Below are 12,865 nucleotides of genomic sequence, written 5' to 3' on the forward strand. Positions count from 1 at the left end.
CGCGGAGCACACGCAACGTATCCGCGGAGATGCGGACAGCGACCGTCTCGCGGGACGTGTTGGTGCTCAGGGGGCAGGTGCGGTCGAGGAGGTCGGGCACGCCGCCACCGGCGCGCTCAGACCAGGACGTCGCCGTCGAGGTCCAGGCCGAGCGCGGCAGCGGCGCAGGCCGCGCAGAGCCAGAAGCCGATCGAGAGGTAGCGCCGCACGGCCTCGGCCGGCTGCTGCTGGTGCACGTGCTCCATGGCGTCCCCCTTCGTCGCAGGGACCGAAGCTACGACCCCAGCAGGCCGGATGCCGAGCGGTTGGGGCGGGTGGGACGAGTGGGACGCACCGCGTCCGAGCCGTCACAGTTCCCATCGGGGCACCCCGTGGTCGCCCCGATGGGAACTGCCGGAAAGGAGCGGTGGGGCGCCGGTTCCCCCGAACGGCGCCCCACCGCAGATCAGCGCGCCGCGCCGCCCCGCTGCACGGCGTCGAACACGAACGCGAACATGCTCGTCTGGTTCTGCATGACGTCGCCGCCCGTCGTCGGGAAGGAGATGGTCGCCACCAGGTGGTCGGTGGCGCCGGCCGCCAGGCTCCGCGCGGCGGGCAGCTGCGCCTGGGCGGCGATCGGCCCGGTGTAGAGCGGCACGGCCGTGCCGGCGCAGGAGTAGGAGATCGGCCCGGTGCGGGTCCACGGCGCGGCGCACGACTCGAGCGTCAGCTGCAGCCCGTGCTCCGCCTCCTGGTCCAGGAGGCTGGACGTCGTGGCCGTGGACGTGAGGGTCACCGAGGCCAGGTCGACGTTCCCGCTGTTGCGCAGGTCCAGCGGCATCGAGATCGCGTCGCCGGGGCTCATCCGGGGAAGAGCGACCGGGACGGACGGCGGAGCCGACCCGTCGGTCAGGGAGACGTCGATGGACAGCACGCCGGTGTCGACGCCGGCGTCGACCGCCTCGGTGCTGGCGGTGAAGTTGCCGAACGTGCCCAGGCCGGCCACGGCCGCGGCCGCGCCGACGACGGCGATCGATCCGGCGACCTTGACGGCGCCGAGCCGGCCGGGAGTGCGGATGGTCCTGCTCATGCTCGGATGTCCTCCAGGCTGCGGGAGCGGTGGTTCCGCTCCTGACTCGCCTCCGACCCTGACGGCGCTTCCGCACGCCGCACCCGAGAGTTCCGCAAGGGATCCGCAAGATCCCGGCGGTCAGGTCAGATCGGCCTGCAGCACGAGGGTGTCCAGCCAGCGGCCGTGCTTGAAGCCGACGGCGCGCAGCCGCCCGGCCTCGACGAAGCCGAAGGCCCCGTGCAGCCGCACCGACGACGGATCGCCGCTGTCGGTGACCACCGCGATCACCTGGCGCACGCCCGCGGCCCGCCCCTGCTCCAGCAGTGCACCGAGCAGCGCCCGGCCGGTGCCCCGCCCCGTGCGCCCGGGGGCGAGGTAGATCGTGTCCTCGACCGTCTGCCGGTACGCGGGCTTCACCCGCCACGGCGCGAGATAGCCGAACCCGAGCAGCTCGCCGTCCGCCTCGGCGACGAGGAACGGCCACCCCGCGGCGGCCAGGTCGGCGAGCTTCGCCTGCCACCAGGCCTCGTCCGGCGACTCGAGGTCGAAGGTCGCCACGCTGTGCTCGACGTAGTGCGCATAGATGCCGGCGATCGCCGCGGCGTCGTCCGCCGTCGCCGGCCGGATCGCAGGTCGTCCCGTCGTCGCGTCCACGGCGCAGAACGCTAGGCCGGTGACGCCGATCACCGCACCGGCCGCCGGGCAAGCCCCCGCTGCCCCCAACGGGTGAGGTGCGCGCGAGGCGCGCTGCAGGGCACCCCCGGCCGGACCGACAACATGCAGGTGACTCCCGCCGTCCTCGTCGCGTGCGGCCTCGCCGTCGTGCTGACGGTGCAGGCCGGGCTCTGGCGACGGCAGCGGCGCCTCGCCGGCGCCCTGCGACGCAGCCAGAACTCGCTGCGCACACTGGTCCGCAGCAGCGTCGACCCGGTCGTCATCCTCGACGACACCCTCCGCATCACCTTCGCCTCCGAGGCCGCAGGCGCGCTGCTGGGCCTGGGCACCGCACCCCTGGCCGGCGTCCTCGTCACCGACACCGTCCACCCCGACGACCGCGCCGCCCTGTTCGGCGCACTCCAGGGCGGCACCGGCGAGTCCGCCGTCCGCACCGCCCGCGTCCGCCAGCCCGAGGGCCGGTGGCGGCTGGTCCAGATCACCGTCCGCGACCTGCGCGACGACCCCGACGTCGGTGCGCTGGTGCTGCACTGCCGAGACGTGAGCCCGAGCGCCCCTGCCCCCGGCGCCGACTCCGAGCTCCTCGAGCTCGCGCTCACCGATCCGGTCACCGGCCTGCCCAACCGCACCGCGCTCATCGGGCGGCTCGGCGCGCTGCAGCGCGGCCCGCGCAACCGCAGCCACGCCATGGCGCTCATCGGCATCAGCCAGTCCGAGGCGCTCTCCCCGGGCGAGGAGGCGACCGTGCTGCGCGCGCTCACCTCCCGCCTGAGCCGCGGTCTGCGCGCCGAGGACTGGCTGGCCCGCGGCACCGACGGCGACTTCGCCGTCCTCGTGCAGGGCACGATCTCCGACGCCGAGGTCGTGGCCGCCCGCCTGGTCGCCACCATCGGCCGGCTCGCCACCTCCACCACCACCGTGCCGCTCACCGCCGTGGCCGGCGTCGGCGCGCTGACCCCCGACGTCGACCCCGGCGAGACCCTGCGCCGCGCCGACCTGGCGCTGCGCAGCGCCCGCCGCTCCGGCGCCGGCTCCGTCCACCGCTACGACGACGCCCTGCGCGCCGAGCAGGACCGGCGCGGCGTCCTGCGCGCCGACCTGGACGGCGCCCTGGAGCGCGGCGAGCTGCGGCTGGTCTTCCAGCCCGTGGTGGACGCCGTCCTGCAGCGCACCGTCTCGATCGAGGCGCTGCTGCGCTGGCGGCACCCCGTCCTCGGCGAGGTCTCCCCCATGGAGTTCGTGCCGCTGGCCGAGGAGTCCGCGCTCATCGTCGGCATCGGGCGCTGGGTGCTGCTCGAGGCCTGCCGCACCGCCGCCTCCCTCGACGACGCCGAGCTGGCGGTGGCCGTCAACGTCTCCGCCCACCAGGTGCGCAGCGGCGACCTGGTGCCCGACGTGCTCGCCGCGCTCGAGGACAGCGGCCTGTCCCCCGCCCGGCTGCTCGTCGAGATCACCGAGTCGGTGCTGCTCGACGACGCGCACGTGGTCGAGGACCTCGGCGTGCTGCGCCGCATCGGCGTCCGCATCGCCGTCGACGACTTCGGGACCGGCTGGTCCTCGCTGGCCTACCTGGTCGGGATGCCCGTCGACGTGCTGAAGATGGACCAGTACTTCCTGTCCGGCGTCGAGCACGACCCGTCCCGCCGCGCCATGTGCCGGGCGGTGCTCCAGCTGGGCACCAGCCTGGGCCTGCCCGTCATCGTCGAGGGCGTGACCACCCCGGCCACGCTCGCGCTGCTCCGCGACATGGGGCACCGCTACCTCCAGGGCTTCCAGCTCTCCCGCCCGCTGGAGGCCGACGCGCTCGCCGCCGGCGTACGGCTCGCCGCCGGTGCGCTGCACGGTCCGGAGGTGGTCACGCCGTGACCGCGCTCCGCGACCTGCCCCGCCGGCTCCGCTGGACCCTGGCGCTCGGCCTGCTCGGCCTGGTGCTGGCCGTGCCGTTCAGCGCCCCCGACGGCACCGGCATGCAGTGGGACGAGCTCGTCCTCGGCTCGGTCGCGCTCAGCAGCGCCTCGATGGTCCTCGGCCGGCTCCGGCTCATGGACCGCCGCGTCACCGGCCCCTGGTGGCCGCTGCTGGTCGGCCTGCTCTGCTTCGCCGTCGGCCAGTACCTGGCCGGCGCCTTTCCCGGCCCCGCCCTCGACGGCTTCGGTGCCGACGACGTCGTCGTGCTGGTCGGCGCCACCTCGCCGCTCGTCACCTGCGCCCTCCTCGCCCGGCGGGTCATCCGCACCCGGTGGACGGCGCTGGTCGTCGACGGCCTGCTCACCACCGCCGCCCTGCTGGTCATGACCGAGGTGCTGCGGACGCCGTTCGTCAACCCGGTCGGGGCGCCTGAGGACCTGCGCTCGCTGGTGCTCGCCTACGGCGGCTACGCCGCGGTCATGCTCGGCGGTGCCGGCGCGCTGTGCACCCGTCTCCACCCGCGGCCTGCGGCGGGCGGCCACCACGATGATCGCCTCCGTCACCGCCCAGGCGACGGCCGCGGCGTGCGAGGCCATGGCGATCGTGGCGCCGTCGCCGCTGTGGACGGCGGCCTCCGACACCGCCGTCGCCCTCGCCCTCATGTTCTCCGCGCTGGCCATCCACCGCGCGCCGCTGACCGCCGCCGACCGCAGCGCCCGCGCCTCGGCCCCCGTGGTCGGCGCCGCGGGCATGTCGCTGGTCGTCGTCGCCATGGCCGGGCTGCCCGTCGCCCTGGGCGTCGCGCTGGCCAACGACCAGGCGCTGTCGTCGGCCGCCGAGATCGGCTGCGGCGCCGTCTTCGCGCTGATGGCGTTCCGGCTGGTGCTGCGCATCCGCGAGGACGGCCGCATGACCGAGGACCTCGTGCGCAGCGAGGAGGACTTCCGCGAGCTGGTCGAGGCCAGCTCCGACGGCATCGCGATCATGGACGCCCGGTACCGGCTGCTGTTCACCTCGCCCGCGGCCCGGACCCTGCTCGGCATCGACGGGGACGGCGACGTCTCGCTGCTCGACGTCGTCCGCCCCGAGGACCGCGCCCTCGTGCGCACCGCGACCGAGGAGTTCCCCGCCGGGGAGGGCGCGCCGATGCACTTCGGCGTCGTCGGCACCGGCGGGCACGCCCGCGAGCTGGAGGCCACCTCGTCCGAGCGGCCCGGCAGCGGCCGCCGCGTGCTCTACCTGCGCGACGTCACCACCCGCCGCCGCCGCGAGCGCGAGCTCGAGCGCATGGCCTACACCGACCACCTCACCCGGCTGGCCAACCGGGCGATGCTCTTCCAGGAGATGGCCGCCGACGCCGTCGCCGAGCGCTGCCTGCTGGTGCTGGACATGGACGGCTTCAAGGCGGTCAACGACGTCGCCGGGCACGAGGCCGGCGACCAGCTGCTCGTCGAGGTCGCCCGCCGGCTGCGCACGGTCGTCCGCGACGGCGACCTGATCGCCCGCCTGGGCGGCGACGAGTTCGCCGTCCTGGCCACCGGCTCGATGACCGAGGCCGAGGAGGTCGCCGCCCGGGTCGTCGCCGTCATGGCGATGCCGCACCGGGTCGAGGACTGGACCTTCGCCGTCGGCGCCAGCGTCGGCGTCGCACCCATCGGACCCTCGGGCGGGCAGGACGCCTTCCGCGAGGCCGACGCCGCGCTGCGCTCGGCGAAGGCGGCCGGCAAGGGCTGCGTCCGGCTGGCCACCGCGCCGGCCGTCCCCGACATGGAGGCCCGCGCCGACTTCCCCGACCTGGTCGCCGACGGCGTCTTCGGCGTCCGCATGGACCCCTTCCGCGCGGCCGACGGCAGCGTCGGGCTGGTGCACGTCGTCCCGACCTTCACCCATCCCACGTTCGGCGGCGTCCAGGGCCCGGAGCTGTGGGGCTACGCGCAGCGGCAGGGGCGCAGCGAGGAGCTGCAGACCTGGCTGATCTCCGAGGCGACCATGGCGGCGGCCCGGCTGCTCGACGAGCGCACCGGCATCGCGCTGAGCCTGATGACCGGCTCCATGACCCCGGAGACCCTGGCCGCCACCATCGCCGACGCCCTGGCCGCCTCCGGGCTGGCCCCCTCGCGGCTGGTCCTCTGCGTCACCGAGGAGACGCTGCTGACCTCGTCGGCCGCGCTGCTGCCCGCGCTGGAGGCGGTGCGGGCGACCGGCGTCCGGCTGTGCCTGGACAACTACGGCATGGGCCAGAGCCTGTACGCCCAGCTCGCCCGCCTGCCCCTGGACCTGGTGCGCGTGGACGTCACGGCGCTGGCCCCTCACGACGACACCCAGCGCGCCCTGCAGATCCTCGCCGCGATCGTGCGCACCACCGGCACGTTCGGGCTGACCACGATCGTCGGCGGCGTCGTCACCCCCGAGGTGCGCGCGGCGGTCCACGCCGCCGGCGCCTCCCTGGTGCACGGCCGGTCGCTGGTCGAGGACTACCTGACCGCCGAGGAACTCGTCGCCGCCGCCCCCGCCCCCACCGCCTGACCCGCCCCCTCTCCCGGACTTTCTGCGCCGAAAGTCCGGGGAGCCCCGGGAGTGCCCTGGTTCTGCCTCGGGGATCTCCCCCGTTCGGGGCCGGGGAGCTGGGAACCGTGGTGGCCGCGGCGTTGAATGGCCCTCGTGGGTGGACCCGGGCTGCACTTCCTCGGCCACTCGACCGTGCGGGTCGAGCTGGCCGGGCGCACGGTGCTCACCGACCCCCTGCTCACCGCCTCGGTCGGCCCGCTGCGCCGGGTGGTCCCGGTCCCTGATCCGGCTTCCTGGGCAGGTGTGGACGTCGTCCTGCTCAGCCACCTGCACGCCGACCACCTGCACCTGCGCTCGCTGCGGATGCTGCACCCCGCCGCCCGCTTCGTCGTGCCCCGCGGCGCCGGGGCCTGGTTCCGGCGGCACGGCTTCGCGCGGGTCGACGAGATCTCGGCCGGCGAGACGCTGACCGACGGCGCGCTCCGGATCACCGCCGTGCACGCCGCGCACAGCGGGCACCGCTGGGGGCCGCGCTTCACCGGCGGCCCCGACGCCTGCGCGGTCGGCCACCTGCTCGAGGGCGCGGGCAGCACCGTCTACCTCAGCGGCGACACCGCCCTGCACGACGGCATGCACGCGCTCGGCGACCGCGGGATCGACGTCGCCGTCCTCCCGGTGTGGGGCTGGGGCGCCGACCTCGGCCCCGGCCACCTCGATCCCGCCCAGGCGGCCGAGGCCGTGGCGCGGCTGCGGCCCCGGACCGCCGTCCCCGTCCACTGGGGCACCCTCGCGCCGGCCGGCAGCACCCGGCTGCCCACGCCGCTGCGCGCCCGCATGGGCCGGCTGCTCGTCGAGCCGCCCCTGACCTTCGCCCGCGAGGTCGCCGACCGCGGACTGGACACCACCGTGCTGGTCGCCCGGCCCGGCGCTCCGGTGCCGCTGCTGCCGGAGGTGCTCCCGTGGACCTCCTGACCGCGAGCGCCGAGGGGACGTCGGTCGGCTATCCGCTGCTGTTCTTCGGCGTGCTGCTGGGCTCGGTGGTGCCGGTCGTGCCCACGGGCGCGGTGGTCGGCTCCGCAGCGGCCTTCGCCATGACCAGCAACGACCTCGGCCTGCCCACCGTGCTGGCGCTGGCCGCTCTCGCCGCGCTGCTCGGTGACCTGATCACCTTCGCCGTCTGCCGGTTCGGCGGGCCGGCGGCGGTGCGCCGGATCGCCCGCGGGCAGCACACCGAGCGGCTCGAGGAGGTGCGCGAGCAGTTCCGCCGGCACGGCTGGCAGATCATCGTCGTCGGCCGGCTGCTGCCCGCGGGGCGCATCCCGGTGCTGCTGGCCGCCGGCGCGCTGAGCTACCCGTGGAAGCGGCTCGTGCCCGCCCAATTCGTCGCCGCGCTGCTCTGGGCGCTGGCCTACGCGTTGCTCGGCGTGATCAGCGGCGGCGTCTTCGACAGCCCGCTGGTCGCCGTCCTCATCGCGACGCTGCTCGTGCTGCTGGTCGGCGCGGTGCTCAACACGTTCGGGGCCCGCCGCCGCCGACGTCTGGGGACGCCGGACGCCGCGCCGGACCGGGTCCCCGCCCCCGAGCCCGCGCCGAGCGAGGTGCGGTGAGCGCACCGGCCACCTCCGGCCGCGTCCTGCGCGCCGGCCGGACGCTGGCCCGCGTCCTGCTCACCTGGGCCCTGGCCACCGGCGCCCTGATCGCGCTCGACGCCTGGCTCACCGGGTTCGCGATGCGCTCGTGGTGGCAGCCGCCGGTCGCCGCACTCCTGCTCGGCGTGCTCACCGCGGGCGTCTGGCCGCTGGTGCTGCGGGTCGCGCTGCCGCTCGCCTTCCTGACCCTCGGCCTGGGCGGCTTCCTGCTGCTGGGTGCGGGCGTGCTCGGCATCTTCTACGCGATCCCCGGGGTGGAGGTGCGCAGCTTCGCCACCTCGGTGGTGGTCGCCGTCGCGATGGCCGCCGTGTCCGGGGTCATCAACAGCCTGCTCGCCGTCGACGAGGACGAGGTCTTCTTCCGCCGGGCTCGCCGCCGCGCGCAGGCGCACCCTGCTGCCGAGCCGCTGCCGCCGGGCGTGCTCTTCCTCCAGATCGACGGCCTGGGCTACGACACCGCCCGCCGGGCCGTGCGCGACGGCTCGCTGCCGACGCTGGCCGCCTGGCTGCGGTCGGGCAGCCACGTGCTCACGTCCTGGCACACCGACTGGAGCTCGCAGACCGGCGCCAGCGTGTGCGGCATCCTGCACGGCTCCAACCACGACGTCCCCGCCTTCCGCTGGTACGAGAAGGAGCGCGACCGCCTCGTCCAGGTCTCCAACCCGCGGGACGCCGCCGAGGTCGAGCGCCGGCACTCCGACGGCCGCGGGCTGCTGGCCGGCGGCGGCGCCGGGCGGGGCAACCTGTTCACCGGCGACGCGCGGCACGTCAGCCTCACGCTGAGCTCGCTGGCCCACGTGGTGCCGGCGGGAGCCCGACGGCGGCGCCTGCACCGAGACCGCGTCGGCGCCGGCTACTACGCCTACTTCGCCAACCCGGTCAACGCCGTGCGCACGCTGGGGGTGGCGCTGGTCGACGTCGTCCGCGAGCTGACGGCCGCGTCCCGCCAGCGCCGCGCCGACGTCCGGCCGCGGGTGCCGCGCGGCGGGCTGTACCCCCTGGCCCGCGCGGGGACGACGGTGCTGGCGCGCGACGTCGTCGTCTCGGCGATCCTCGAGGACATGCTCGCCGGGCGGCCGGTGGTCTACGCCGACTTCCTCGGCTACGACGAGGTCGCCCACCACTCCGGCGTCGAGCGCTTCGACACCCTCGAGGTGCTGCGCAGCATCGACCAGCAGATCGGCCGGCTGCACCGCGCGAGCGCGCTGGCCCCTCGGGCGTACTCCCTGGTCTGCCTCTCCGACCACGGGCAGACCCAGGGCTGGGCGTTCGCCGACCGGTTCGGCCATTCGATCGAGGAACTGGTCGGCTCGCTGTGCGGCGTCCCGGTCGAGGCCCGGCAGCGGCACCTCTCCGGGCCCCGCGACAGCCGGCGGACGGCGGAGGGGTGGCAGCTCGGCGCCGCGATGGCCGAGGGCAGCGGGCCGATCGCCCGCCGGCTGCGCCAGCGCGCGGACGAGGCCGCCACGCGGAGTGCCCCGCCGTCGGCCCTGAGCGCCGCCGAGGTGCCGCAGGTCGCGCCCGGGGTGGTGTGCGCGGTCTCCGGCCACACCGCGTCGGTCTCGTTCGCGGGCATCCCCGGTCGCGCCTCGCTGGAGGAGATCGAGCAGCGCTGGCCGCACCTGCTGCCCGGGCTCGTCGACCACGACGGCGTCGGCTTCGTGCTGGTGCACTCGGCGGAGTTCGGTCCGGTCGTCCTCGGCGCCGAGGGCGTGCACCGGCTGCGCTCGGGGGTCGTGCTGGGCACCGACCCGCTGCTGCCCTACGGCCCGCACGCCGGGGCGCTGGTCGCCCGGACCTCGACCTTCCCCCACTGCCCCGACCTGGTGATCAACAGCCGGTACGACCCGGACACCGACGAGGCGTCGGCCTTCGAGCCGCACGTCGGCTCGCACGGCGGGCTGGGCGGGCCGCAGCAGCGCGGCTTCCTCACCCATCCCGCGTCGTGGGCGGCGCCCGGCGAGATCGTGGGCGCCGAGCACCTGCACCGGGTGCTGCGCGGCTGGCTCACCGACCTGGGCCATCCCGAGCCGACCGGCGAGGGCGCGGCCGTCGGCGAGCAGAGCCGCCGCGCGCTCGACGAGGGCACCCGCCACCGGGAGCCCCAGGGCCGCTGAGGCACCCCGCCCCGGTGACGACGCGGGAAGCGCCGGGGAACGGAGGAGTGAACACCCTCACAGGGCGGTGGTGCGAAGCGTGATCGTGGCCGACAGTGAGGCGATGCGACCCGACGCCCGAGCCTGGTTCCGCGGCCGCACCACGTCCGCGTCTTCCCTCGCCGCGATCGACGTCGAGGCGCTGCTGGCCGCCAAGCGGCGCAGCGGCACCGGCGTCAGCGTCGTCCTGCCGGCCCGCGACGAGGAGGAGACCGTCGGGCGGCTCGTCGCCGACATCGCCGAGCGGTGGATGCACCGCGACCGGCTGGTCGACGAGCTGGTCGTCGTCGACTCGGACTCCACCGACGCGACCGCCGCCGTCGCCCGGGCCGCCGGCGCCGACGTCGTCGCCACCGCCGACGTGCTGCCCGCGCACGGCACCCGCCCCGGCAAGGGCGAGGCGCTGTGGAAGTCCCTCGCCGCGACCACCGGCGACGTCGTCGTCTTCCTCGACTCCGACCTGCAGGGCGACGTCGGCCACTTCGTGCCCGGGCTGCTCGGCCCGCTGCTGGCCGATCCGCAGGTGCAGTACGTGAAGGGCTGCTACACCCGGCCGCTGGAGATCGACGGCGTGAGCGTGCCCTCCGGTGGTGGGCGGGTGACCGAGCTGACCGCCCGGCCGCTGCTCAACGCGCTGTGGCCGGAGCTCGCCGGGTTCGTCCAGCCGCTCGGCGGCGAGTACGCCGGCCGCCGGTCGGCCCTGGAGCGGGTGCCGTTCGCCGGTGCGTACGGCGTCGAGGTGGGGCTGCTGGTCGACCTGCTGGAGCTCGTCGGGCTGGGCGCGCTGGCGCAGGTCGACCTCGGCGAGCGCCGGCACACCTCGCAGAGCCAGGAGGCGCTGGGCGCGATGGCGGGGCAGGTCGTCGCCACGGTGCTCGCCCGGGCCGGGTCCTCGCTCGACGCCGCCGGCCTGCTCACCCAGTTCCGGCACGACGGCACCGCGTTCGTGCCGCGCAGCACCGCCGTCGCCCTCGACGAGCGGCCGCCGATGCTGACCGTCCCCGAGTACCGCGCCCGCGCGGCGGGACTCGCCGGCTGACCCCTGTCGCGCGACGGAGCCAGGGAGAGGCAGGATTCTTCCCGTGCCGGTTGCTCCCCCCGCCCCGCTCCGTTGACCGCCATCGAGGTGGTCGCCCATCGCGGCGCCACCGCCGAAGCCCCGGAGCACACGCTGGCGGCCTACCGCCAGGCCGCGGTCTTCGGCGCCGACGCCGTCGAGTGCGACGTGCGCCTGACCCGCGACGGCGTGCTGGTCTGCGTGCACGACCGGCAGATCCGGCGCACCTCGAACGGCCGCGGGATCGTCTCCGCGCTGCACCTCGCCGAACTCGAGCAGTACCAGTTCGGCCCCCGGAAGCCGAAGCCCAGGGGCCGCAGCCGGTGGGCCGACGACGAGATCCTGTCGGTGACCGACGAGCCGGACGTCGAGAACGGGCTGGTGCTCACGCTCGACCGGCTGCTGGAGTACATCACCGCATCCCCGGGCAGCCTGCGCCTGGCGATCGAGACCAAGCACCCGACCCGGCACACCCGCAAGGTCGAGGAGGCGCTGGTCGAGTGCCTGCGCCGCTTCGGGCTGCTGGGCAACGGGGGCCCGGTCGAGTGGGCCGGCAAGCCCGCCGTCCGGATGATGAGCTTCTCCCAGCTGGCCGTGCGGCGGATGGCCGAGCTGGCGCCGGGGATCCCCACCGTGCAGCTGATCGGCAAGCGGCTCCGCCCGGTCCGCCGCGAGCTGCTGCTGGGCAACGCGACGGCGCTGGGCCCCGGGATCTCGTTGATCCGGGCGGACCCCGACTTCGTCGCCGACGCGCACGCGGCCGGCAAGGAGGTCCACGTCTGGACGGTCAACCGGACCGCCGACATGGACCTGATGCGCGACCTCGGCGTCGACGCCGTCATCACCGACCACCCCGACGAGATGCTCCGCCGCCTGGGCCGCGGCACCCCCGCCGCCTCCTGACCCCGGCAGGTTCCCCTGCCGACAGTCGGGCTCTGCCCACACCCGCGGGGCAGAGGCCGAAGGTGGGCGGAGAGCCGTTCTGCCGACAGTCGGGCTCTGCCCACACCCGCGGGGCAGAGGCCGAAGGTGGGCGGAGAGCCGTTCTGCCGACAGTAGGGCTCTGCCCACAGGGGGTGGGCAGAGCCCTACTGTGCGCGGGACAGGTCGGCGGGGAGGCTCAGAGCAGGTCGAGCTCGTCCAGGGCGCCGATCAGGTCGGCCGGGGTGTCGAAGACGGCGACGGCGCCGGCGTTCCGCAGCTCGTCGTCGCCGAAGCCGCCCGAGCGGACCACGATCGCCGGCATCCCGGCGTTCTTCGCCGCCTCGACGTCGTAGACCGAGTCGCCGACGACGACGCTCGGGGCGTCCACCGGCTCCCCCAGCTTCTTCAGCGCGACCTGCAGCAGGTCCGGGGCCGGCTTGGTCTCCTCGACGTCCTCGCTGGTGGTCCAGGCATCGGCCAGCTCGCGGGCGTCGAGCAGGTCCAGGGCGCGGTCGACGTGGTGCGGCTTGCCCGAGCTGGCCAGCACGACCCGGTGCCCGCGGTCCTTGAGCGCCACGATCAGCTCGCGCGCGCCCGGCAGCAGCGCGGTCTCGCCCATCATCGGGTCGACCTCCCCGACCCAGCGCTCGCGGGCGGCGTCCCCGATCCGCCGCTCGACGTCGTCGCCGCCGAGCGCGGAGACCAGCTGGTCACCGCCCATGCCGATCAGCCGGTGGATCCGCCAGACCGGATAGATCTCCCCCAGCGACCGGAACGCGCGGTACCAGGCCAGCGCGTGCTGGTAGTTGGTGTCGACCAGGGTGCCGTCCACATCGAGGACGGCGATGCGCGGAGAGCTCATGGCCCGGGGGCTGCCCACCACGACGCCGGCTCAACCGACACCCGGACACCGGCCGGCTGTACGGGGTGACACTGC

At 75.5% G+C, this 12,865-nt stretch carries 11 protein-coding genes; 7 read left to right on the forward strand and 4 right to left on the reverse strand.

Annotated features, from left to right (window positions below):
• Positions 1 to 116: 116 nt before the first annotated feature.
• The 3 genes from CRP29_RS23530 to CRP29_RS04905 all read right to left on the reverse strand — a co-directional run bounded on the left by CRP29_RS23530 (position 117) and on the right by CRP29_RS04905 (position 1,705).
• Positions 117 to 245, reverse strand: coding sequence for a hypothetical protein (locus tag CRP29_RS23530; protein ID WP_281256772.1), 129 nt, complete (start codon positions 243 to 245; stop codon positions 117 to 119).
• A 200-nt stretch (positions 246 to 445) separates the two neighbouring features.
• The gene (locus CRP29_RS04900; RefSeq protein ID WP_097193854.1) at positions 446 to 1,069 is read right to left on the reverse strand and encodes a TasA family protein; all 624 of its coding nucleotides are present in this window, start codon (positions 1,067 to 1,069) and stop codon (positions 446 to 448) included.
• Positions 1,070 to 1,189: 120 nt separating this feature from the next.
• Complete coding sequence (locus tag CRP29_RS04905; RefSeq protein ID WP_097194120.1) at positions 1,190 to 1,705, reverse strand: GNAT family N-acetyltransferase; 516 nt, start codon at positions 1,703 to 1,705, stop codon at positions 1,190 to 1,192.
• Positions 1,706 to 1,777: 72 nt separating this feature from the next.
• Here CRP29_RS04905 and CRP29_RS04910 point away from each other — a divergent pair, with 72 nt between their 5' ends.
• From CRP29_RS04910 to CRP29_RS04945, 7 genes are all read left to right on the forward strand, one after another.
• On the forward strand, positions 1,778 to 3,592 hold the full coding sequence (locus CRP29_RS04910) for a putative bifunctional diguanylate cyclase/phosphodiesterase (RefSeq protein ID WP_176522821.1): 1,815 nt from the start codon (positions 1,778 to 1,780) through the stop codon (positions 3,590 to 3,592).
• 588 nt (positions 3,593 to 4,180) lie between these two features.
• A complete protein-coding gene (locus CRP29_RS04920; protein ID WP_141437056.1) occupies positions 4,181 to 6,160 on the forward strand; it encodes a diguanylate cyclase domain-containing protein in 1,980 nt (659 codons plus the stop codon).
• A 135-nt stretch (positions 6,161 to 6,295) separates the two neighbouring features.
• Positions 6,296 to 7,114, forward strand: coding sequence for an MBL fold metallo-hydrolase (locus CRP29_RS04925; protein ID WP_097194121.1), 819 nt, complete (start codon positions 6,296 to 6,298; stop codon positions 7,112 to 7,114).
• The gene (locus tag CRP29_RS04930; protein WP_097193858.1) at positions 7,102 to 7,749 is read left to right on the forward strand and encodes a DedA family protein; all 648 of its coding nucleotides are present in this window, start codon (positions 7,102 to 7,104) and stop codon (positions 7,747 to 7,749) included. Before CRP29_RS04925 ends, CRP29_RS04930 begins: the two co-directional genes overlap by 13 nt.
• Positions 7,746 to 9,908, forward strand: coding sequence for a phage holin family protein (locus CRP29_RS04935; RefSeq protein WP_097193859.1), 2,163 nt, complete (start codon positions 7,746 to 7,748; stop codon positions 9,906 to 9,908). Before CRP29_RS04930 ends, CRP29_RS04935 begins: the two co-directional genes overlap by 4 nt.
• An 85-nt stretch (positions 9,909 to 9,993) precedes the next feature.
• Positions 9,994 to 10,986 carry a glucosyl-3-phosphoglycerate synthase gene (locus CRP29_RS04940; RefSeq protein ID WP_245852450.1) on the forward strand — a complete coding sequence of 331 codons (993 nt, stop codon included), beginning with the start codon at positions 9,994 to 9,996 and terminating at the stop codon, positions 10,984 to 10,986.
• Positions 10,987 to 11,058: 72 nt separating this feature from the next.
• Positions 11,059 to 11,907, forward strand: a complete 849-nt coding sequence (locus CRP29_RS04945; RefSeq protein WP_097193860.1) for a glycerophosphodiester phosphodiesterase — start codon at positions 11,059 to 11,061, stop codon at positions 11,905 to 11,907.
• Positions 11,908 to 12,124: 217 nt separating this feature from the next.
• On the opposite strand, the gene CRP29_RS04950 is transcribed toward CRP29_RS04945, so the two are convergent.
• Positions 12,125 to 12,790 carry an HAD family hydrolase gene (locus tag CRP29_RS04950; RefSeq protein WP_097193861.1) on the reverse strand — a complete coding sequence of 222 codons (666 nt, stop codon included), beginning with the start codon at positions 12,788 to 12,790 and terminating at the stop codon, positions 12,125 to 12,127.
• Positions 12,791 to 12,865 lie beyond the last annotated feature (75 nt).

This window comes from Blastococcus aggregatus, assembly GCF_900221005.1.
In the GTDB taxonomy this organism is placed as follows: Bacteria; Actinomycetota; Actinomycetes; order Mycobacteriales; family Geodermatophilaceae; genus Blastococcus; species Blastococcus aggregatus.

Coding starts and splice junctions, on each gene's coding strand:
- CRP29_RS23530 (WP_281256772.1), bottom strand. CDS start 245: ATGGAGCACGTGCACCAGCAGCAGCCGGCCGAGGCCGTGCGGCGCTAC.
- CRP29_RS04900 (WP_097193854.1), bottom strand. CDS start 1,069: ATGAGCAGGACCATCCGCACTCCCGGCCGGCTCGGCGCCGTCAAGGTC.
- CRP29_RS04920 (WP_141437056.1), top strand. CDS start 4,181: ATGATCGCCTCCGTCACCGCCCAGGCGACGGCCGCGGCGTGCGAGGCC.
- CRP29_RS04950 (WP_097193861.1), bottom strand. CDS start 12,790: ATGAGCTCTCCGCGCATCGCCGTCCTCGATGTGGACGGCACCCTGGTC.